Origin of the sequence: Actinomadura parmotrematis (genome assembly GCF_019458805.1) — a bacterium.
Classification (GTDB): domain Bacteria; phylum Actinomycetota; class Actinomycetes; order Streptosporangiales; family Streptosporangiaceae; genus Spirillospora; species Spirillospora parmotrematis.
Window position 1 is genome coordinate 25,649 of sequence record NZ_JAIBOA010000012.1, and the last position, 20,364, is coordinate 46,012.

The 20,364-nt window shown below is 73.5% G+C and carries 20 protein-coding genes; 7 read left to right on the forward strand and 13 right to left on the reverse strand.

Annotated elements, in window-relative coordinates:
• Nucleotides 1-163: 163 nt before the first annotated feature.
• The gene (locus tag K1Y72_RS19295) at nucleotides 164-775 is read left to right on the forward strand and encodes a TetR/AcrR family transcriptional regulator (RefSeq protein ID WP_220167778.1); all 612 of its coding nucleotides are present in this window, start codon (nucleotides 164-166) and stop codon (nucleotides 773-775) included.
• A 17-nt stretch (nucleotides 776-792) separates the two neighbouring features.
• On the opposite strand, the gene K1Y72_RS19300 is transcribed toward K1Y72_RS19295, so the two are convergent.
• Both K1Y72_RS19300 and K1Y72_RS19305 read right to left on the reverse strand, forming a co-directional pair.
• Nucleotides 793-2,211 carry an MFS transporter gene (locus tag K1Y72_RS19300; RefSeq protein ID WP_220167779.1) on the reverse strand — a complete coding sequence of 473 codons (1,419 nt, stop codon included), beginning with the start codon at nucleotides 2,209-2,211 and terminating at the stop codon, nucleotides 793-795.
• Nucleotides 2,208-2,705 carry a TIGR03086 family metal-binding protein gene (locus K1Y72_RS19305; protein ID WP_220167780.1) on the reverse strand — a complete coding sequence of 166 codons (498 nt, stop codon included), beginning with the start codon at nucleotides 2,703-2,705 and terminating at the stop codon, nucleotides 2,208-2,210. Before K1Y72_RS19305 ends, K1Y72_RS19300 begins: the two co-directional genes overlap by 4 nt.
• Before the next feature lie 75 nt (nucleotides 2,706-2,780).
• Here K1Y72_RS19305 and K1Y72_RS19310 point away from each other — a divergent pair, with 75 nt between their 5' ends.
• The gene (locus K1Y72_RS19310) at nucleotides 2,781-3,386 is read left to right on the forward strand and encodes a TetR/AcrR family transcriptional regulator (RefSeq protein WP_258572868.1); all 606 of its coding nucleotides are present in this window, start codon (nucleotides 2,781-2,783) and stop codon (nucleotides 3,384-3,386) included.
• Between the two features lie 50 nt (nucleotides 3,387-3,436).
• On the opposite strand, the gene ptsP is transcribed toward K1Y72_RS19310, so the two are convergent.
• The 7 genes from ptsP to nagA are packed head-to-tail and all read right to left on the reverse strand — an operon-like array spanning nucleotide 3,437 to nucleotide 8,971.
• Nucleotides 3,437-5,110, reverse strand: a complete 1,674-nt coding sequence (ptsP, locus tag K1Y72_RS19315; protein WP_220167782.1) for a phosphoenolpyruvate--protein phosphotransferase — start codon at nucleotides 5,108-5,110, stop codon at nucleotides 3,437-3,439.
• On the reverse strand, nucleotides 5,103-5,375 hold the full coding sequence (locus tag K1Y72_RS19320; protein WP_220167783.1) for an HPr family phosphocarrier protein: 273 nt from the start codon (nucleotides 5,373-5,375) through the stop codon (nucleotides 5,103-5,105). Before K1Y72_RS19320 ends, ptsP begins: the two co-directional genes overlap by 8 nt.
• Before the next feature lies 1 nt (nucleotide 5,376).
• On the reverse strand, nucleotides 5,377-6,057 hold the full coding sequence (locus tag K1Y72_RS19325) for an HAD family hydrolase (protein ID WP_220167784.1): 681 nt from the start codon (nucleotides 6,055-6,057) through the stop codon (nucleotides 5,377-5,379).
• Nucleotides 6,048-6,497 (reverse strand): PTS sugar transporter subunit IIA, encoded by a 450-nt coding sequence (locus K1Y72_RS19330; protein WP_220167785.1) that lies wholly within the window; start codon nucleotides 6,495-6,497, stop codon nucleotides 6,048-6,050. Before K1Y72_RS19330 ends, K1Y72_RS19325 begins: the two co-directional genes overlap by 10 nt.
• Nucleotides 6,498-6,517: 20 nt before the next feature.
• Nucleotides 6,518-6,751 carry a PTS sugar transporter subunit IIB gene (locus K1Y72_RS19335; RefSeq protein ID WP_258572870.1) on the reverse strand — a complete coding sequence of 78 codons (234 nt, stop codon included), beginning with the start codon at nucleotides 6,749-6,751 and terminating at the stop codon, nucleotides 6,518-6,520.
• Between the two features lie 22 nt (nucleotides 6,752-6,773).
• Nucleotides 6,774-7,817, reverse strand: coding sequence for an SIS domain-containing protein (locus K1Y72_RS19340; RefSeq protein WP_220167786.1), 1,044 nt, complete (start codon nucleotides 7,815-7,817; stop codon nucleotides 6,774-6,776).
• Entirely contained in the window at nucleotides 7,814-8,971 is a 1,158-nt protein-coding gene (gene nagA / locus K1Y72_RS19345; protein ID WP_220167787.1) for an N-acetylglucosamine-6-phosphate deacetylase, read from the reverse strand. The genes K1Y72_RS19340 and nagA overlap by 4 nt, the downstream gene beginning before the upstream one ends.
• Before the next feature lie 109 nt (nucleotides 8,972-9,080).
• On the opposite strand from nagA, the gene K1Y72_RS19350 reads away from it, so the two are divergent.
• The 4 genes from K1Y72_RS19350 to K1Y72_RS19365 all read left to right on the forward strand — a co-directional run bounded on the left by K1Y72_RS19350 (nucleotide 9,081) and on the right by K1Y72_RS19365 (nucleotide 13,503).
• Nucleotides 9,081-10,346, forward strand: coding sequence for a PTS transporter subunit EIIC (locus K1Y72_RS19350; protein WP_258572873.1), 1,266 nt, complete (start codon nucleotides 9,081-9,083; stop codon nucleotides 10,344-10,346).
• Between the two features lie 163 nt (nucleotides 10,347-10,509).
• A complete protein-coding gene (locus K1Y72_RS19355; RefSeq protein WP_220167789.1) occupies nucleotides 10,510-11,250 on the forward strand; it encodes a GntR family transcriptional regulator in 741 nt (246 codons plus the stop codon).
• Between the two features lie 24 nt (nucleotides 11,251-11,274).
• Complete coding sequence (locus K1Y72_RS19360; RefSeq protein ID WP_220167790.1) at nucleotides 11,275-12,747, forward strand: PTS transporter subunit EIIC; 1,473 nt, start codon at nucleotides 11,275-11,277, stop codon at nucleotides 12,745-12,747.
• A gap of 243 nt (nucleotides 12,748-12,990) precedes the next feature.
• A complete protein-coding gene (locus tag K1Y72_RS19365; RefSeq protein ID WP_220167791.1) occupies nucleotides 12,991-13,503 on the forward strand; it encodes an Rv3235 family protein in 513 nt (170 codons plus the stop codon).
• Between the two features lie 57 nt (nucleotides 13,504-13,560).
• Here K1Y72_RS19365 and secA read toward each other — a convergent pair whose 3' ends face one another.
• The gene (gene secA / locus K1Y72_RS19370) at nucleotides 13,561-16,416 is read right to left on the reverse strand and encodes a preprotein translocase subunit SecA (RefSeq protein ID WP_220167792.1); all 2,856 of its coding nucleotides are present in this window, start codon (nucleotides 16,414-16,416) and stop codon (nucleotides 13,561-13,563) included.
• 154 nt (nucleotides 16,417-16,570) lie between these two features.
• Between secA and K1Y72_RS19375 the strand changes: the two genes are divergently transcribed.
• Nucleotides 16,571-16,936, forward strand: coding sequence for an HGxxPAAW family protein (locus tag K1Y72_RS19375; RefSeq protein WP_258572876.1), 366 nt, complete (start codon nucleotides 16,571-16,573; stop codon nucleotides 16,934-16,936).
• Between the two features lie 8 nt (nucleotides 16,937-16,944).
• On the opposite strand, the gene K1Y72_RS19380 is transcribed toward K1Y72_RS19375, so the two are convergent.
• From K1Y72_RS19380 to hpf, 3 genes are all read right to left on the reverse strand, one after another.
• Nucleotides 16,945-18,126 carry a winged helix-turn-helix domain-containing protein gene (locus K1Y72_RS19380; protein ID WP_220167793.1) on the reverse strand — a complete coding sequence of 394 codons (1,182 nt, stop codon included), beginning with the start codon at nucleotides 18,124-18,126 and terminating at the stop codon, nucleotides 16,945-16,947.
• Nucleotides 18,127-18,194: 68 nt separating this feature from the next.
• Nucleotides 18,195-18,923: a response regulator gene (locus K1Y72_RS19385; RefSeq protein ID WP_220167794.1), complete on the reverse strand. Its 729-nt coding sequence runs from the start codon at nucleotides 18,921-18,923 to the stop codon at nucleotides 18,195-18,197.
• A 189-nt stretch (nucleotides 18,924-19,112) separates the two neighbouring features.
• On the reverse strand, nucleotides 19,113-19,787 hold the full coding sequence (hpf, locus tag K1Y72_RS19390) for a ribosome hibernation-promoting factor, HPF/YfiA family (RefSeq protein WP_220167795.1): 675 nt from the start codon (nucleotides 19,785-19,787) through the stop codon (nucleotides 19,113-19,115).
• Between the last annotated feature and the right edge of the window lie 577 nt (nucleotides 19,788-20,364).

Sequence of the window (20,364 nt, forward strand, 5' to 3'; positions counted from 1 at the left end):
TTCCGTGTGAGCCGCAGGGTTCGGCCGGTTACCGTGGACGCCGGATCGCCCTGGCGGCGATTCGCCTTTCCCCGCCCCGCTACGCGGGAGCTTCGTTTCCTCCCCGGCCCGAAGGCCGGGGTATCCACGAAGGAGATCCGATGAACATCCCGGAGGCGAGGCGATGAGCGGGGAGATCTCGGCGGAGGCGGGGCTGGGGCTGCGGGAGCGGAAGAAGCTGCGGACGCGGCGGGCGATCCGCCGGGAGGCGTACCGGCTGTTCGCCGAGCAGGGCTACCAGGCGACCACGGTCGAGCAGATCGCGGCGGCCGCCGAGGTCTCCCCGAGCACCGTCTTCCGCTACTTCGCGACCAAGGAGGACATCGTCCTCGCCGACGAGCACGACCTGCCGCTCGCCGAGGCCCTGCGCGCCCGGCCCCGCGACGAGCCGCTGCTGGAGTCGCTGCGGCGCGTCGTCGCGGACTCGATCGGGGCGGTGATCGAGCGCGACGCGGCGGCGCTGGCCGTGCAGATCCGGCTCGCGACGAGCGATCCCGACATCCGGGCCCGCGCGTTCGAGGACCAGTTCACGAGCCAGCGCCGGCTCGCCGAGCTGATCGCCGAACGCACCGGCCGCGCCCCCGACGACCTCGACGTCGCCACCGCCGCCGCGGCCGTGATCGCGCTGTCCTTCACCGTCCTGCGCCACTGGGTCGACGGCGGCTGCACCGCGGACGTCACCGCCCTCTACGACCGCCAGTTCGCCTTCCTCGCCGCCGGCCTCCCCTTCTCCTGACCCCGCCCCCGGGCGGGTCAGCGGCGGCCGGCGATGGTGTGGACGGTGAGCGCCATGACGGCGAGGAAGGCGGCGGCGCCGGCGGCGGCGATGTTGAAGCCGTGGACGGCGGCGGCCGCGGCGGCGCCCGGATGGGTGTGCAGGTAGCGGACGGCGACGGTGCCCGCGACGGTGCTGAGCAGCGCGGTGCCGAGGGACGCGCCGATCTGCTGCGACGTCATGACCATCGCGCCCGCCGTGCCGGTGTCGGCGCCCGCGCCGAGCGTCGCCGTGGAGTTCGCGGCGACGAGCGTCCAGCCGCCGCCGAGGCCGACGAGCAGCAGCACCGGCAGGACGTGCGCGGCGTAGCCGCTGCCCGGGTGGACGAGGGCGAGCAGCGCGACGCCCGCCCCGACGGTGAGGATGCCGGGCGCGAGCAGCGCCCGGACCGGCGCCCGCGCGAGGAGCCGCCCGACGAGCCGGACGCCGACCATCAGCCCCGCCGTGATCGGCAGGAAGCCGAGGCCGGTCCGCACCGGCGACCAGCCCCGCACGTCCTGGAGGTAGAAGGTGAGGAAGAACAGCACCGCGAACATGCCGACCGACAGCGACAGCACCGCCAGGTAGCAGGCGCCGCGCCGCCGGTCGAGGACGACGCGGAGCGGCAGCAGCGGCGCGGCGACGCGGGTCTGCGTCACCACGAACGCCGCGAGCAGGACGAGCCCGGCGGCGAGCGCCGCGAGGGTGGTGCCGGCGCCCCAGCCGTCGGTCTCGGCGCGGGAGAACCCGAACACGAGGGCCATCAGCCCGGCGGTGGCGAGCACCGCGCCGGGCACGTCCAGCCGCGCGTCCGGATGGCGCGGCGCGGGCCGGACGGCGTAGAGCACCCCGGCGCCGGCGATGACCGCGATCGGCAGGTTCACGAACATGCACCAGCGCCAGTCGAGGTAGTCGGTGAGCAGGCCGCCCGCGATGACGCCGAGGCCGGACGAGCTGCCCATCACCGTCCCGTAGAGCCCGAACGCGCGGCCGCGCTCGGCCGGCGCCGGGAAGGTCGCGCCGAGCGTGCCGAGCACCGCCGGGGTGAGCATCGCCCCGAAGGCGCCTTGCAGGGCGCGCCCGGCGAGCAGCGTCGCCGGGCCGGTCGCGATGCCGCCGAGGGCGGACGCGAGCGCGAACCCGGCCAGCCCGATGACGAGCATCCGGCGGCGCCCGGCGAGGTCGGACAGCCGCCCGCCGAGCAGCAGCAGGCCGCCGTAGGTCAGCGCGAAGATCGTCACGACCCACTGCCGGGTCGGGTCGGACATGCCGAGGTCGCGCTGCGCGGACGGCAGCGCGATGTTCACGATGGTGAGGTCGATCCCCACCATGAGCTGCGCGGTCGCGACCGCGCCGAGCGCCCACCAGCGCCGCGGGTCGGGCGGGGCCTCCGGGCCCGTCTGCACCGTCGTGGTCATCGCACGTCCCTTCCGAGGTAGGCGGCCAGCCGGTCGATCGCCGGGGCGTCGCCGGGCGCGGGCCGCTCGGGGCCGAACGCGTCGCCGCGCGGGCGCCCGTCCAGGCGCTCGCGTACGAACGCCAGCGACCGTTCGGCGAGGTCGTCCGGCAGGCCGGCGGGACGGCCGGTGGCGCGGGCCAGGTCCCAGCCGTGGGCGAGCAGGTCGGTGATGCGGAGCGCGAGGCGCTCGCCGTCGGCGTCCGGACGGTCGAACGCCGCCCGCAGCGCGGCGGCCGACGCCCGCCAGGCCGCGAGCGGGTCGCCCTCCGGCTCGCCCGCCGGCTCGCCCGCCAGTCCGGCGAACCGCAGGTTCAGCAGCGCCAGGTGCGCGGCGAGCGCGCGCACGTCCCAGCCCGTGCAGGGCGTCGGCGCGTCCCAGTCGGGGACGGCGGCGAGCAGGCGGTCCACCGCCGCCACCGTCCGGTCCAGATCGTCGATGTTCGGGTCGTCCACGGTCCCATCCTCCGTAAGTGAACACCTGTAGCGCTATGACTGTAGCGCTACATTCGCTTGGCTACAATGGCCCTCATGGGCGGCACTTCGGGAGCGGCGCGCAGCCGCAACAGGCGCGGGCAGGGCGAGCTGCTGCGCGAGGAGATCGTCACGGCGGCCCTGCGGATGCTCGACGAGCTCGGTGACGAGCAGCTGCTGTCGCTGCGCGCGGTCGCCCGCGAGGTGGGCATCGCGGCGACGTCGGTGTACCTGCACTTCGCCGACCGGGACGCGCTGGTCGCCGCCGCCCTGGAGCGCTACCACCGCGACATGATCGAGGCGGTCGACACCGCCGCCGCCGAGGCGGGCGACCCGGTGGGACGGCTGCGCGCGCGCGTGCAGGCGCGCGGCGATTGGATCTGGCGGCATCCCGGCCTCTACCGGGTGCTGCACGAGGGCAGCGTCAGCTCGGAGTCGGTCGGGCAGTGCAAGCAGGAGCTCGCCGACCGCACCACCGCCGCCGTCCGGGAGGTGATGGAGGCCGGGCTGGCGCCCGAGGACGATCCCGAGATCGTCGCGCTGGACCTGCGGTCCGCCGTCCACGGCGCCGTCTCGATGCGCCTGCACCAGCCGGACGTCGTCTGGCCGCCGCTGGAGGCGCAGGTCGAGCGCTACCTCAAGAAGATCGTGGGAGTCAGGTAAAAGGCGGCGACGCCACCCCTACACCGGGTGGCGTCGCCGCCGGATCCGCCCTACAGGCCCAGTTCCTCCAGGCCCGGCAGGGACGCGCGGGCCGCCCCGTGGGCGCCGGACGCCGAGCGCGCGGCGCGGGCGGCGGCCGCCGCCTCGCGGCACTCCTCCAGCGAGTGCCGGGCGAGCGCGGCGCGCACCAGCGGCAGGGACGGCGCGCTCATCGACAGCGACGTGACGCCGATCCCCACCAGGACGCACGCGAGCACCGGATCGCCGGCCGCCTCCCCGCAGACCCCGCAGGGGACGCCGGCGTCCGCCGCCATCGCGACGAGGTCGAGGACGGCGGGCTGCCAGGGGTCCTGGAGGTGGGCGAGGCCGCCGACCTGCCGGTCGGCCGCGTACGCGTACTGGGTGAGGTCGTTGGTGCCGACGCTGAAGAACTCCACCTCGCCCGCCAGGTCGCGGGCGCGCAGCGCCGCCGCCGGGACCTCGACCATGACGCCGGGGTGGTCGAGGCCGGCCGCGCGGCAGTCGGCGGCGAACCGGGCGGCCTCCGCCGCCTCGGTCACCATCGGCGCCATGACCTGCAGCGTCGCGCCCTGCCCGGCGGACGCGCGGGCGAGCGCGGCGAGCTGGGCGGCGAGGATCTCGGGGTGCCGCCGCGCCATGCGCAGCCCGCGCTCGCCGAGGGCGGGGTTCGGCTCGTCGGACGGGGGCGGGAGGAAGGCGAGGGGCTTGTCCGCGCCGGCGTCCAGGGTCCGGACGACGACCTTGCCTTCGGGAAAGGCTTCCAGCACCGCGCGGTAAGCCTCCTCTTGCTCGGCGTCGCCGGGCGGCTCGGTCCGGTCGAGGAAGAGGAACTCGGTGCGGTAGAGGCCGACGCCCTCCGCGCCGTGCGCGAGGGCGGCCTCGACGTCCTGCGGGCCGCCGATGTTGGCGAGCAGCGGGACGCGGTGCCCGTCGCGGGTCGCGCCCGGCCCGGACGCGTCCGCGACCGCCGACGCGCGCGCCTCCGCCGCGGCCCGCGCCGCCGCGACCTGCGCGCCGGTCGGGTCGACGGTGACGGTGCCCGCGGTGCCGTCGACCAGCACGACCGTGCCGTCCGCCAGCTCCGTCGCCCCGGGGAGCGCGACGACGGCGGGGACGCCGAGGGTGCGGGCGATGATCGCGGTGTGGCTGGTCGGGCCGCCCTCCTCGGTGACGAAGGCGAGCACCCGGCCGCGGTCGAGGACGGCGGTGTCGGCGGGCGCGAGGTCCCGCGCGACCAGCACGAACGGCTCGTCGGACACCGGGACACCGGGCATCGGGACGCCGAGGAGGCGGGCGACGGCGCGGTCCCGGATGTCGTCGAGGTCGGCGACGCGGGCGGCCAGGTACTCGCCGGCGCCGGCGAGCGCCGCCCGGTACCCGGCGAACGCCTCGAACACCGCGCGGGCCGCGCCGGTGCCGCCCGCGACGAGCGCCGTCACGGCGTCGGCGAGGCCGGGGTCGCGGGCCATGAGGGCCTGCGCGGCCAGCACGTCGCGGCCCTCGGCGTTCCCGGCGGCCGCGGCGCGCTCGCCGCGCTCGGTCAGGTCGGCCGCGACGGCCTCCAGCGCGGCGAGCGCCCGCTCGGCGTCGCCCGCCTCGGCCGGGGCGCCGGCGGGCGGCTCGGGCACCGCGCCCGCCACCGCCCGCACCGGCCCGTGCCCCGCACCCGGGCTGACGCCCGCGCCGCGCAGGACGTCAGGCACCCTTGGGCTCCGCCTCGGCCACGACGGCGGCCAGCTTCGCCAGCAGCTCGTCGGCGCCGTCGCCGTCGGCGCGCAGCGTGATCTCCTCGCCGTGCCGGGCGTCCAGCGCCAGCACCGCGAGGATGCTCTTGGCGTTGACCGGCTCCTTGCCGGGCTTGGCGACGGTGACGTCGATCGGCGCCTGCGCGGCGGTCTGCACGAACAGCGCCGCCGGGCGGGCGTGCAGGCCCACCTTCGACTCGACCTTGATGGTGCGCTCGGACACTTCAGACTCCTCGTGAGGCCCCCCGCACCCGCAGCGCGGGTCCGGGCAGCACGTCGATTCCGGTGAGATCGGCGACCACGCCGTCCGCCGCGGCGAGCGCGGCGGACGGCTGCGTGGTGGTCACCGCGATGCAGGTCATACCCGCGGCCTTGGCCGCGGCCACCCCGGCGGGCGCGTCCTCGAACGCGACCATCGCGGCCGGCGGGGCGCCGAGCCGCGCGGACGCGGCGAGGAACCCCTCGGGGGCGGGCTTGCCGGTGGCGACGTCGTCGGCGGTCACCACCGCGTCCAGCAGGTCCCGCACGCCGAGCGAGACGAGCATCTCCTCGGCGTAGCGGCGGACGCCGGAGGTGACCACGGCGAGCGGCACCCCGGCGGCGTGCAGCGCCCGGACGAGCTCCAGCGCGCCGGGCACCGGCTCGGCCGCCGGCAGCGCCGGGTCGTCGTGGTCGTAGCCGACGACCTGCTGGAACAGCTCCTCGACGGTCCGCCCCGGGAACAGGTGGAGGCGGTCGGCGAGGGCCTCGCGGCCGCGCCGCCCGGTGAACGACGACAGGACGTCGTCGTCGTAGGGGGCGCCGTGGTCGTCGAAGAGCCGCGCCCACAGGATCCGGCTGCGCGGCTCGGTGTCGACGAGCGTGCCGTCCATGTCGAACGCGACCGCCCGGAGCGTCAGCTCCATGCGAACAGCTCGGCGCCGCGCTCGACGTCGCCGTCCTCGCGGACGCCCGACAGCGCGTCGGCGCCCGCGTCCAGCGCGACGACGGCGCAGACCGGGGAGCGGCCGCCCGCCTCGATCGCGGCGGGGTCCCACGCCACGACCGGCTGCCCGGCCTCGACGCGGTCGCCCTCGGCGGCGAGCAGCTCGAAGCCCGCGCCCTTCAGCTGCACGGTGTCGATGCCGAGGTGCACGAGCACGCCGTGCCCCTCGGCGTCGACGACCACGTAGGCGTGGGGGTGCAGCTTGACGATCGTGCCGGCGACGGGCGCGGCGGCGGCGCCGGGCCCGCGCGCGGGGTCGACGGCGGTGCCGGGGCCGACCATGGCCTGGGCGAACACCGGATCGGGCACGCCGGCCAGGCCGACCACGCGGCCGGGGACGGGGGAGAGAACTCGCGTCATGTCAGTGCCTCCGCAGGCCCTCAGTCGAGGATGTCCTCGATGTCGCTGGCGAGGGTGTCGGCCTCGGGGCCGACCACCACCTGCACGACGGTGCCCGAGCGCATGACCCCGTACGCGCCGGCGGCCTTCAGCGCGGCGTCGTCCACCGCGCCGCCGTCCCGGACCTCGGTGCGCAGCCGGGTGGCGCAGGGCTCGATCTCGATGATGTTGTCGGCGCCGCCGAGCGCGGCGACGATGGCCTCGGCCTTGTCCATGTCCTGATCTCCTGGTGTTCGTTCAGTCGGTCTGGGTGACCTTGTTGAGTCCGCGGGGCACGTCGGGGTCCAGGCCGAGCGCGCGAGCCAGATTCTCCACCAGGATCTGGCCGGGGACGATGAGGCCGAGCGGGGCGACCCACTCGGGCAGGTCGGGGCCGGCGAGCGCGGCGCTGCTCGCGGCCGCGAGGCCCGCGCCGCCGCCGACGCCGAACGCCGCCGCGCCCGCCCCGCGGACCCGCTCGGCGAGCGCGATGGTGCCCGGCAGCGTCGGCCCGTCGCCCGCCGCGACGAGGATCGCGGGCGTCCGCTCGTCCACGACGGCGATCGGCCCGTGCAGCAGGTCGGCGTAGGACAGGCCCATGGCGTGCAGGTAGCACGCCTCCTTCAGCTTCAGCGCGAGCTCCAGCGCGGTGCCGAAGGCGAGGCCGCGGCCGGAGACGACGGCGCCGGGCACGCCGGCGAGGCCCGCGACGATCTCGGGGAGCGCGTCGGACGCCTCGGTCGCCTCGATCAGCCGGGCGACCTGGTCGGGGACGCGGCGCAGGTCGTCGCCCGCGACGTCGGCGCCGAGGCCGAGCCCGAGGACGGCGAGCGCGGCGAGCTGCGTCGTGTAGGTCTTGGTGGCGGGGACGGCGAGCTCGTCGCCGGCCTCGGTGAGCAGCGCGACCTCGGCGGCCTCGGCGAGCGGGGAGCCGTGCCCGTTGGTGACCGCGACGGTGCGGGCGCCGCAGCGGGCCGCCCACTCCAGCGTCTGCACGATCTCCTCGGTCTTGCCGGACTGGCTGATCGCGACGGCGAGCACGCCGGACAGGTCCAGGTCGCGCCGGTAGGTCGTGGCGATCGACGGCGCGGCGAGCGTCGCGAGGCGCCCGGCGCGCGCCTCGGCCAGGTAGCGGCCGTAGACGGCGGCGTTGTCGGAGGACCCGCGCGCGATGAACAGCACCTGGCGGGTGTCGCGGGCGAGGCGCGCCACGTCGGGCACGCGCGGCAGCAGCCCGTCGATGGTGCGGTCGAGCGCGCCGGGCTGCTCGCCGATCTCGGCCCGCATGCGGCTGGTGGTCATGATCCCCCCTGGAAGACGTTCTGCCCGTTGACCCATGTCGCAAGCGTCCGGTACCCGCCGTCCAGCCAGACGAGGTCGGCGGCGGCTCCGGGCGCGATGCGGCCGAGGTCGGGGCGGCCGATCAGGTCGGCCGGGACGCGGGTGGCGGCGTCGATCGCGGTGACCGGATCGAGGCCGGTGCGGACGAGGTTGCCGATCGCCTCGTCCAGGCGCAGCCCGGATCCGGCGATGGTGCCGTCGGCGCGGACCGGCGGCCCCTGCTCGGGCAGGGTGATCGGCTCGCCGCCGAGCTCGTACTCGCCGGGCGGCATCCCGGCGGCCGAGGCGGCGTCGGTGACGAGCACGACGCGGCCGGGCGCGGCGCGGAACACCAGCGCGCAGACCTCCGGCGCGACGTGGTGCAGGTCGGCGATGAGGCCCGGGTGCAGCCGCTCGTCGATCAGCGCCTGCACGGCGACGCCGGGGCTGCGGTGGTCGACGCCGGTCTGCGCGTTGAAGATGTGGGTGACCATGCGGGCGCCCGCGTCGGCGGCGGCCGCGGCCCGCGCGGCGGTCGCGTCGCTGTGCCCGACGCTGACGAGGACGCCGCCCGCGGTGAGGGTGCGGATCGCCTCCAGCGCGCCGTCCCGCTCGGGCGCGAGGGTGACCAGCTTGACGAGGCCGGTCTCCAGCAGCGCGGCGACCGCGGCGGGGTCGGGGTCGGTCAGGAACCCCTCGTTGTGGGCGCCCTTGCGCTTCGGCGACAGGAACGGCCCTTCGAGGTGGACGCCGAGGACGCGGGTGCCGGCGGGCAGGCCGGGCAGCAGCCCGGCGAGGCCGCGGAGCGCGGCGGCCTGGGTCGCGACGGGCGCGGTGATGAACGTCGGCAGGAACGACGTCACGCCGGTCTCGGGCAGCCGGGACACGACCTCGTGCCAGCCGGCCTCGTCCGCGTCCACCACGTCGTGCCCGTAGAAGCCGTTGACCTGGAGGTCCACCAGGCCGGGAGCGAGGACGCCGCGGTCCAGGCGCACGTCGGCGCGGTCCGGGCGGCCCGTTCCGACCTCGGCGATCACGCCGTCCTCGATCCGGACGAATCCCGGGCCCGGCGGGCGGGTAGGACCCGCCCCGGGGGAAGTGATCATGCTGTTCGCGCTGATCAGAAGCGTTGCCATGGGTGTGCGCTCTCTGTGCCGCCGCGACCGCGGGCGATCCGGCTCCCAACTGGTCTAGTCCGGACTAGACCAGCCAGCACCATACTCCACCAACCGGATGGAAAAGAAGATGTCGGACCGCGCCCGGTCGTCGGCCCTCGCCGTCCTGCAGCGCATCGGCCGGAGCCTGATGCTGCCGATCGCGGTGCTGCCCGCCGCCGGCATCCTGCTCCGCCTCGGGCAGGACGACCTGCTCGGCGCGGACGGCCTCGGCTGGACGCGCGTCGCCGAGGTGTGCGCGGCGGCGGGCGGCGCGCTGCTCGACAACCTGCCGCTGCTGTTCGCGGTCGGCGTCGCCATCGGGTTCGCCCGCAAGGCCGACGGGTCGACCGCGCTGGCGGCCGTCGCCGCCTACCTGGTGTTCGACCGCGTCTCCAAGGCGCTGTTCGCGCACAGCGCCGAGCTGAAGGGCGACGTCGTCCAGGTCGTGCGACAGGACGACGGGTCGCTGCGCGAGGTGGTCGGGTACGGGCTGAAGAACCCGACGCAGGTCCTCGGCGGCATCGCCGTCGGGATCCTGGTCGCGCTGCTCTACCAGCGCTTCTACAAGATCAAGTTGCCGTCCTGGCTGGCGTTCTTCGGCGGCCGCCGCTTCGTCCCGATCGTCAGCGCCGCCGCCGCGCTGCTCCTCGGCGTCGCGTTCGGGCTCGTCTGGCCCGCCCTCGGCGGCTGGATCGACGACTTCGGCGACCGGCTGACCGGCCTCGGCGCCGCCGGCGCGGGCCTGTACGGCGTCGCGAACCGCCTGCTGCTGCCGTTCGGCCTGCACCACATCCTCAACTCGCTCATCTGGTTCGTGTTCGGCACCTACGACGGGCCGGACGGCGCCGTGCACGGCGAGATCAACCGGTACCTGGCGGGCGACCCGCACGCCGGCACGTTCCTGTCCGGCTTCTTCCCGGTGCTGATGTTCGGGCTGCCCGGCGCCGCCCTCGCCATCTGGCGGGCCGCGCGGCCCGAGCGGCGCGCCGCCGTCGGCGGCCTGATGGTCTCCGCGGCGCTCACCGCGTTCGTCTGCGGGGTGACCGAGCCGATCGAGTTCTCGTTCATGTTCGCCGCGCCGCCGCTGTACGCGATCCACGTCCTCCTGACGGGCGCGTCGATGTACCTGCTCGCGGCCGCCGACGCCCAGCTCGGCTTCACCTTCTCGGCCGGGCTCATCGACCTGGTCCTCAACGCCACCAAGGACAACACCCGGCACCTGTGGCTGGTCGTCGGGCTCGGCACGGTCTACTTCGTCCTCTACTTCGCCGTCTTCACCCTCCTCATCCGGCGCTTCGACCTGCCCACCCCGGGCCGCGAGCCGGAGGAGGCGCCCGACGGCGCGGACGCGTGACCCCCGCCACACCCGCGACCTCGCAGAACACCCTGACCTGCACCGATTCGCAGCGGCTCGTTACCGATTCGTGCATTGACACCCCTTCCGGAGCTGTGGTCTAGTCCGGCCTAGACCAGTACGAACCCCTGTCGATACCGGTTCCCCCTGCTAGGAACATCCCGTGACGACCATTGATCCGAACAGCCCGGTCCCGAAGTACTTCCAGCTCCGCGCGATCCTGCTCGACCTGATCGACGGCGCGGAGCTGCCCGTCGACGCGCCGATCCCCTCGGAGCGCGAGCTGTGCGGACGGTACGGGCTCTCCCGGATGACGGTCCGCCAGGGGGTGGACCAGCTGGTCACCGAGGGCCGCCTCTACCGGGTGCCGGGCAAGGGCACGTTCGTCGCCCGGCCGAAGCTGGAGATGCCCCTGCGGCTCGTGTCGTTCACCGAGGACATGCTGGCGCGCGGGCTGCGGCCCGGCGCCGTCGACCTGTCCCGGCGGACCGTCCCGGCCGACGGCTGGCTGGCCCGCATGTTCGACGTCGCCCCCGGCACGCCGGTCCACGTCGTGGAGCGGCTCCGCACGGCGGGCGGCGAGCCGATGGCGCTCGAACGCGCGCACGTCCTGGCGTCCCTGGCCCCCGACCTGCTCGACCGGCGGCTCGCCGACCGGTCGCTGTACGGGGTGCTGGAGGCGGTCTACGGGCTGGTGTTCGACGCCGGGGACCAGACCATCGACGCCGGCCTCGCCGACACGGCCGAGGCCCGGCACCTGCAGATAGCGAAGGGCAGCGCGGTGCTGCTCCTCCGGCGCCGCTCGTTCACGAACGGCGTCTGCGCCGAGCTGGGCGTGTCGACCTACCGGGCCGACAGGTACCAGATCCACACGGCACTCGGAAACCCCCCGTCACTCCCCTGAGATCCGAGGAAGGACACCCCCCGAATGAGTTCCACCACCGCCGTGGGCGGCACCGCCGCCCCGAGCCGAGGGTCCAGCGCCCTCGCCCTCCTGCAAAGGATCGGCCGCAGCCTCATGCTGCCGATCGCCGTGCTGCCCGCCGCCGCCCTGCTGCTCCGCCTCGGCCAGCCCGACTTTCTGGGCGAGAACGACGCCGCCAAGATCAACTTTGCCGGAGCGGACCGGGTCGCCGAGATCTTCGCCTCCGCCGGCGGGGCCCTGTTCACCTGGCTGCCGCTACTGTTCGCGGTCGGCGTCGCGGTCGGCTTCGCCCGCAAGTCCGACGGTTCTACGGGCCTCGCGGCCGTGGTGGGCTACCTGGTCTTCCACTACGTCAGCATGACCATGTTCTTCCACACCTTCGACGAGAAGACCACGGTCTACGGAAAGATCACCAAGCAGCTGTTCGATCCGGACAACCCGGGCAAGCCGAAGGTCGTCCTGGACCTGGCGACCACCAACCCCACCCAGGCGTTCGGCGGCATCGTCATCGGCATCGTCACCGCCCTGCTCTACCAGCGCTTCTACCGGATCAAGCTGCCCACCTGGCTGGCCTTCTTCGGCGGCCGCCGGTTCGTGCCGATCATCACCGCCTTCGCCGCGCTGGTACTCGGCCTGCTCTTCGGCTGGATCTGGCCCTTCTTCGGCCAGGGCCTGACCAACGCCGGTGAGTGGATCTCCGACCACAGCACCCTCGGCGCGGCCATCTACGGTGTCGTCAACCGCCTGCTGCTGCCGTTCGGCCTGCACCACATCGTCAACAACGTCGTCTGGTTCCAGATCCCCGACTGCACCGTCGGCGGCAAGTCCTACACCGGTGACCTCTCTTGCTACCTGAACGGCCAGGACGGCGCCGGCTGGTCCATGACGGGCTACTTCCCCGTCCTGATGTTCGGCCTGCCCGCCGCGGCGCTCGCCATCTGGCGCGCCGCCCCGGCGCACCGCCGCCCGGCCGTCGGCGGCCTGATGATCTCCGCGGCGTTCACCGCGTTCATGACCGGCATCACCGAGCCGATCGAGTTCGCCTTCGTGTTCGTCGCGCCGCTGCTGTTCGGCGTGCACGCGATCCTCACCGGCGTGTCCATGGCCGTCGCGAACGCGCTCGGCATGAAGCTCGGCTTCGGCTTCTCGGCCGGCTTCATCGACATGTTCATCAACGGGTCCAAGCCCAACACCCACAAGCTGTGGGAGCTCGTCCTGATGGGCCTGATCTACGCGGTGATCTACTACTTCCTGTTCTACTTCATCATCAAGCGGTTCAACCTCGCGACGCCGGGCCGCGAGCCCGAGGGCGTCGAGTCGGTCGCCGCCGACCCGGCCGCCTCCCCCGAGGTCGCCGCCGCCGAGGCCCCCGCCGTCGAGACCGACAAGGCCACGGTCGGCGCCCCCGCCGCCGCGGACCCCGACCCCGACCCGGCGCCCGCCGCCGAGCCGAAGGCCGAGCCCGACACCAAGTAGGACCACGCGGCTCCCGGACGGCTCCGTCAGCCCACGGACCGTCCCGCCTCCGCAGGCCCCCCTCCCCACCAGGACGAAGGCGGGGGCCGCCCGACCCGCTGCGGCGGGCGCTCCCCGAGCGCCCGCCGCAGCGGCGTTCCCGGCCCCGGACGTTACGGTTCTGGCCTGATCCGGCCAGGACGTATTTTCCGTGCGGCTCGCGCCTCTTGAAGGGTGTCCCCTCACACCCCTCGAGGAGTTCCCATGGACCCCAGGCGTGCCGCCGTCCCGGCCGTCGTCCCCCTGCCCGCCCCCGCGCGGCCCGCGCCCGTCCGGCTCGTGCGGGCGGTGGCGCCGTCCCGCCCGTCCCCGGCGCCGCTGCGGGCGGTCCCGCCGGCCCCCGGCGGCGGGCCGGACCCGCTCTCCGGCGAGGCCGTCCGCGACGCCGTGCTCGCCGCCGTCCGGCTAATCAGCGAGGTCGTGACGGGGGCGCGCCCGGACCGGCAGCTCGCCGGGATGGCGCTGCCCGAGGTCCGCGCGGGCCTCGCCGCGCTCCGCCCGCCCGCCGGAGGCCGGACGCGCCCGCCGGCGGTGCTGCGCCACTGGTTCCAGCGGCCCTCCCCCGCCGCCGTCGAGGCGGGCGCCGTCGTGGACGCCGGCGGGCACGTCCACGCGATCGCGCTCCGGCTGGAGCTGCGCCGCGGCCGCTGGTGCTGCACCGCCGTGGAGACCACCGCCCGCCGCGTCCCCGCCCCCGGCAGGCGGCTGGCCGCCTGAGACGCGCAGCGGCCCCCGGGACGGTATCCGTCCCGGGGGCCGCTGCGGTGCCGGACCCTACTTCTTGCTGGGGTCCCCGTGGCAGCGCTTGAACTTCTTGCCCGACCCGCACGGGCACGGGTCGTTGCGGTTCACGCCGGCGTACTCGTCGGCGGCCTCCTCGGTGTGGTGCTCCACGCCGCCGTCGCCGTCGACCGTCGGCGCCGAGTAGTCGAGCTTCTTCGGCCGCTGCGGCTCCTCCAGGCCCTTGGCGTGGATGACCGGGACGTCGTCGGTCCCGGCGTCCGCCGGGACGTCGTCGACCTCGGCGTCCACCGCGGTCGCGTCCAGGGCCACCGGGTTGGCGCCGACCTTGGGCGCCTCCGGCTGGTCCTCGATCTCGACCTCGAGGTTGAACAGGTAGCCGACCGACTCCTCCTTGATGCCCTCCAGCATCGCGTTGAACATGTCGTAGCCCTCGCGCTGGTACTCGACCAGCGGGTCGCGCTGCGCCATCGCGCGGAGGCCGATGCCCTCCTGGAGGTAGTCCATCTCGTAGAGGTGCTCGCGCCACTTGCGGTCCAGGACCGACAGGACGACGCGGCGCTCCAGCTCGCGCACGACCTCCTCGCCGAGCTCCTCCTCGCGCTTGGCGTAGGCGGCCTCGGCATCCTCGTGCAGGCGCGTCGCGAGCGTCTCGGCGTCCAGGCCGGAGATGTCGCCGCCGACCTCCTCGACCAGGTCGTCGACGGTGAGGGTGATCGGGTAGAGCTGCCGGAACGCCTTCCACAGCTTGTCGAGGTCCCACTCCTCGGCGTAGCCCTCGGCGGTGGCGCCCGCCACGTAACCGCGGACGACCTCCTCGATCATGCGGCGGACCTGGTCCTTGAGGTCCGCGCCCTCCAGCACCGAGCGGCGCTCGGCGTAGATGACCTTGCGCTGCCGGTTGAGCACCTCGTCGTACTTCAGGACGTTCTTGCGCATCTCGAAGTTCTGCTGCTCGACCTGGCTCTGCGCCGAGCGGATCGCGTTCGACACGATCTTGGACTCGATCGGCACGTCGTCGGGGATGTTGAGGCGCGTCATGATCGCCTCGACCCGCGCGGAGTTGAACAGCCGCATGAGGTCGTCCTCCAGCGACAGGTAGAACCGGGACTCGCCCGGGTCGCCCTGCCGGCCGGAGCGGCCGCGCAGCTGGTTGTCGATGCGCCGCGACTCGTGCCGCTCGGTGGCGAGGACGTACAGGCCGCCGGCCTCGGTGACCTCCTCGTGCTCGCCCTTCACCGCCTCCTTGGCCTTCTCCAGCGCCTCGGGCCACGCCGCCTCGTACTCCTCGGGCGTGTCGAGCGGCGACAGGCCGCGCTGGTGCAGCTCCAGGTCGGCGCGGAAGTCGGGGTTGCCGCCGAGCACGATGTCGGTGCCGCGGCCCGCCATGTTGGTGGCGACGGTGACGGCGCCCTTGCGGCCGGCCTCGGCGACGATCGCCGACTCCTGCTCGTGGTGCTTGGCGTTCAGCACCTGGTGCGGGATGCCGCGCCGCTTCAGCATCTTGCTGAGCCGCTCGGACTTCTCCACCGAGGTGGTGCCGACCAGCACCGGCTGCCCGTTCTCGTGCCGCTCGGCGATGTCGTCGACGACGGCCTCGAACTTGGCCTGCTCGGTCTTGTAGACGACGTCGGCGACGTCCTTGCGGACCATCGGCCGGTTCGTCGGGATCGGCACCACGCCGATCTTGTAGGTCTTGTTGAACTCGGCCGCCTCGGTGTCGGCGGTGCCGGTCATGCCGCCCAGCTTGTTGTAGAGGCGGAAGTAGTTCTGCAGGGTGATCGTGGCGAGGGTCTGGTTCTCGTCCTTGATCGCCACACCCTCCTTCGCCTCGATCGCCTGGTGCATGCCCTCGTTGTAGCGGCGGCCGTGCAGGATGCGCCCGGTGAACTCGTCCACGATCAGGACCTCGCCGTTCATGACGACGTAGTCCTTGTCGCGCTTGTACAGCTCCTTGGCCTTCAGCGCGTTGTTGAGGAACGACACGAGCGGGGTGTTCACCGAGTCGTACAGGTTGTCGATGCCGAGGTAGTCCTCGACCTTCTCCACGCCCGCCTCGGTGATGCCGACGGTCCGCTTCTTCTCGTTGACCTCGTAGTCGCCGGGGCCGTACTCGTCGACCTGGCCGGCGGTGGAGACCAGCTCGGCGCGCTTCAGCCGCGGCACGATCTTGGCGAACTCGGCGTACCACTTGGAGTTCTGCTCGGCCGGACCGGAGATGATCAGCGGGGTGCGGGCCTCGTCGATGAGGATGGAGTCGACCTCGTCCACGATCGCGAAGTTGTGGCCGCGCTGGACGCACTCCTCCAGGCTCCACGCCATGTTGTCGCGCAGGTAGTCGAAGCCGAACTCGTTGTTGGTGCCGTAGGTGATGTCGGCGTTGTACGCGACCCGGCGCTCGTCGGGGGTCATCTGCGGGAGGATGACGCCGACTTCCAGGCCGAGGAACTGGTGCACGCGTCCCATCCACTCGGCGTCGCGCTTGGCCAGGTAGTCGTTCACCGTGACCACGTGCACGCCCTCGCCGGACAGCGCGTTGAGGTACGCCGGGAGCACGCAGGTGAGGGTCTTGCCCTCACCGGTCTTCATCTCGGCGATGTTGCCCAGGTGCAGCGCGGCGCCGCCCATGAGCTGGACGTCGTAGTGGCGCTGGCCGAGGACCCGCTTGGCGGCCTCGCGGGCGGTGGCGAACGCTTCGGGGAGCAGGTCGTCGAGCGACTCGCCGTCGGCGATGCGTTCACGGTACTTGTCCGTGAGCTCGCGCAGCTCGGCATCGCTCATCTCGAGGAAGTCCTCCTCGATCGAGTTGATCTGATCCGCGAGCTTCTTGAGCTTGCGCAGGGTTTTGCCTTCGCCCGCACGAAGGATCTTGTCGATGACTGGCGGCACTCTAGGAGGCTCCTTGCAGATCGTGGGTCACCGCCTGAAGGCGGCGCGCACACCACACGTACGATTGCCATCGTAGGCGAGACCCAGGATGGTCTAGGTCACCCTGGGACGCAACGCCGCGCCTTTACGGGCGCGGTGAGGACAATTAGTGATCATGCAGAGCACCAGAGGGGAGGCGCTGATGTCCGAAGAGTCGCACGGCTCGCACGCCGGACGCCCCAGTTCATGGGTCGCGGTGGCCATCATGTTCGCCGGTTTCGTCGTCGGCGGGGTCGCCTTGTGCGTCGGCCCGCAGTGGATCCTGTTCTGGGTCGGCGTGGCGATCGTGCTGGTCGGCGCGGTGGTCGCCGGCCTCGTGCACATCTTCACCGACGTCGTCGTCGACGCGCCCCGGGTCATCCCGGAGATCGTGGACTACTCCGTCTTCGGCGGCCACAGCGACAAGCGCCGCGGCGGCTCGGCCGGCGAGACGCTCGACCGGCCGGTGAAGACCGACACGCAGAGCACGCCGCACGGCTGACCCGCTTTTCAGCCGGCCGAATCGATCGACCCGTCCAGCAGATCGCGCGAGATCTCGGGCGGGTCGATGCGTTCCACCCGCACCGCGTCGCAGCCGACCCACTCCGCCGCGCGGCGGAGCGCCTCGGCGAGCGATCTCGTGGCCGCCTCCCGGCGTGTCGCGGTCGCGATCGCGCGCGGTTCGAGCGACACCTGCCGCGCGACGAGCGTCCGCCCCTCGCGCGCCGGGTCGACGCGCCCGATCAGCCGGCCGCCCGCCAGCACCGGCATGACGAAGTAGCCGTGCACCCGCTTGGCCTTCGGGACATAGGCCTCCAGCTGGTGGTCGAAGCCGAAGACGCGCGAGGTGCGGGGGCGGTCCCAGACCAGGGAGTCGAACGGCGACAGCAGGGTGGTGGCGTGCCGGCCGCGGACGGGCGCGGCGAGCGCGTCCGGGTCGGCCCAGGCGGGCTGCCGCCACCCCTGCACCCTGACCGGGACGAGGCCGCTCGCCTCGATCGCGCCGTCCACGTGGCGGGCCTTCAGCCGGTAGTAGTCGGCGAGGTCGGCGCGGGTGCCGACGCCGAGGGAGCGGCCGGAGCGGCGCACCAGGTAGGCGAGGCACTCGTCGTCGGCCGGGTCGCGGTCGAGGAGGTCGGCGGGGATGGCGCGCTCGGCGAGGTCGTAGACGCGCCGCCAGCCGTCGCGGCGGACGCAGACCGCCTCGCCGGTGTCCAGCAGCCACTCGATGGCGATCTTGTGGTCGCTCCACTCCCACCAGTCGCCGCCCGCCTTGGCGCCGCCGAGGTCGCGGGTGGTGAGCGGCCCGTCGGACTTCAGCCGGGCGCGCACCTCGTCGCAGACCGCCGCCGGGACCTTGTGCCAGCGCCAGCCGCGCTCGACGTAGGAGCGGCGGCGGAACGCGAAGTAGGGCCAGTCGGCGACGGGCAGGATGCACGCGGCGTGCGCCCAGTACTCGAAGGCCGTCGCGCCGTTCCAGTACGCCTTCTCGACCTTGGCGCGGCCGACGGCGCCGAGCCGCGCGTACGGGATCAGCTCGTGCGAGCGGGCCAGCACCGAGATGGTGTCGAGCTGGACGGCGCCGAGCCGGGACAGGACGCCGGGGACGCCGCCGCGGCGGCCGTCCGCGCCGAGCAGCCCCTGGGCGCGGAGCTGCAGGCGGCGCGCGTCGTCAGCACTGAGTTCGAGCACGCCGCGATGCTACGGCACGACACCGACAAAACGGCATCGGTGGTGATCCCTCCGGAGGCCGGCCGGGATCAGGTGATCTCCAGGAGCTTCTCCCGGACGGCGTACACGACGGCCTCCATCCGCGAATGCAGCTGGAGCTTCTCCAGGATGTTGCGGACGTGGTTCTTCACCGTGTTCTCGGAGATGAACAGCTCCTTGGCGATCTCCCGGTTGCCGAGCCCCCGGGCGACCAGCCGCAGCACCTCCATCTCGCGCTCGGTCAGCCGCGGCGCGGGCACCTGCTGGGTGCGCTCCTCGCTGCGCTTGGCCAGCGAGGCGAACTCGGTGATCAGCTTGGACGCCATGGACGGGCTGATCAGCGACTGGCCGCCGTACACCGCGCGCACCGCCTGCGGGACCTCGTCGATGGAGATCTCCTTCAGCAGGTAGCCGCTCGCCCCCGCCTTGATCGCCTCGAAGAGGTCCTCCTCCTCGTCGCTGATGGTCAGCATGACGATCTTGGCGCTGGGGGCCGCCTCCTTCAGCGCCGAGCACGCCTCGATGCCGCTGCGGCGCGGCATCCGGATGTCCATCAGCACCACGTCGGGAAGCAGGTCCCCGGCCATCTGCACGGCCTCGTGGCCGTCGCCGCCCTCGCCGATGACCTCGATGTCGTCCTCGCTCTGCAGGACCATCTCCAGGCCGCGGCGGAACAGGGCGTGGTCGTCGACGATCAGCACCCGGATGGGGTCGGCCGCGCCGGCGGCGGCCTGCCGGGGTACCGCGGGGGTTCCGCGAGCCTCGGGATTCTCGCTCACCTGAGTCGCGGCGTGGAGGGACGCCGCTTCCCCCTTCCACTGTGCGTGATCTGGACCTGGAGGGTGCCGCGGGGCGGCGGCCCGGGAGCCCGGGCCGGCCGCCCGTACGGCCTGCTGGTTACGCCTTTCTAGATCATGACACGCTTCGGGCGGTGACGTGACGCAAGTGCCACATCACTCTGCGACGATCTACTCCTCGACGAGGCGGAGAACGCCGTAGTCCCACCCGCGGCGGCAGTAGACCACCGACGGCTGCCCGCTCTCCTTGTCGCGGAACAGGAAGAAGTCGTGCCCGACCAGCTCCATCTCCGTGAGGGCCTGGTCGATGGTCATGGGGTCGGCCCGGTGGAACTTCTCGCGGACCACGACGGGGCAGTCACCGTCCATCGGGATCGGCACGAGGTTCTCGTCGAGCTGCGCGGCGACGTCCTCGTACAGGGCGTCCTCGTCGTCGGTCCCCTGCACGGCGGTGCCCGCCTTGGCGGCGGCCGGGACCACCGCGGGCAGGTCGTCCGGCAGCGGCTCCAGGCCGGCGAGCTTGGCCCGCGCCCGCCCGCCGTGGCCGGGCTTGCGCCGCTCGGCGTCGCGCCGCAGGCGCATCTCCAGCTTGTCCAGGGCGAGGTCCAGCGCCGCGTACCTGTCCTCGGCGGCCGCCTCGGCCCGGATGACCGGGCCGTTCGCCCGGATCGTCAGCTCGACCCGCTCGCGCTGGTCGGGCTGGCGCAGGTTGCGGTCCTCCGAGACCTCCACGTCGACGCGGATGACCTTCTGGTTGAGTCGCTCGATCTTGGCGAGCTTGCCGTCGACGTGCTGCCGGAACCTGTCGTTGACGTCGGTGTGCCGGCCTCTCACGATGATGTCCACGCGAGACCCCCCTTCGTTGGCGTGCTCCTGCCCAACGCGGGGCTCCTTATAGCTCCGCGGGGCACTACAGCTCGATGGGATGCCACCCGCCCGGCCGACCTGGTCTTCGTCCCCACATCCGCCTGCTGAAGAGCTCGCGGCGCTATCGCCACTACTGTCCTTCTCCCGGTACGGAGGATGTCTGATCTTCCGGCGGGGCAGGGCTTACCTCTAAGGCGCACCGTGATCGGTCGACGAGAAGTCGCCTTACGTGGGCCGTTTCGCCTGCGCCTGGCATCGGCTAGCCGGATCGCGCACCGTGCTCCTGACGAGCACTGCGATCCGACGCAACCACGGACCCGGGCGGGTGCCATGTCAGGAACGCTAACCCCTTCCGCCACGAATGTCAGCGGGCTGACCCGAGGAAAAACTCACGCACCGTCATCGGAACCCGCCACAGCGCCCGGCCGACCGGCCCGTCCCGCTCCGCTCACCTGCCGTGAACCCCTGTGCACACAGGGGCTGCGCCCGTCCGGCGCCGCCCAGGCCACCTCCCTGAACACCGTTCTCCGGTTAACAAAATCTCTACCGTCCGCCC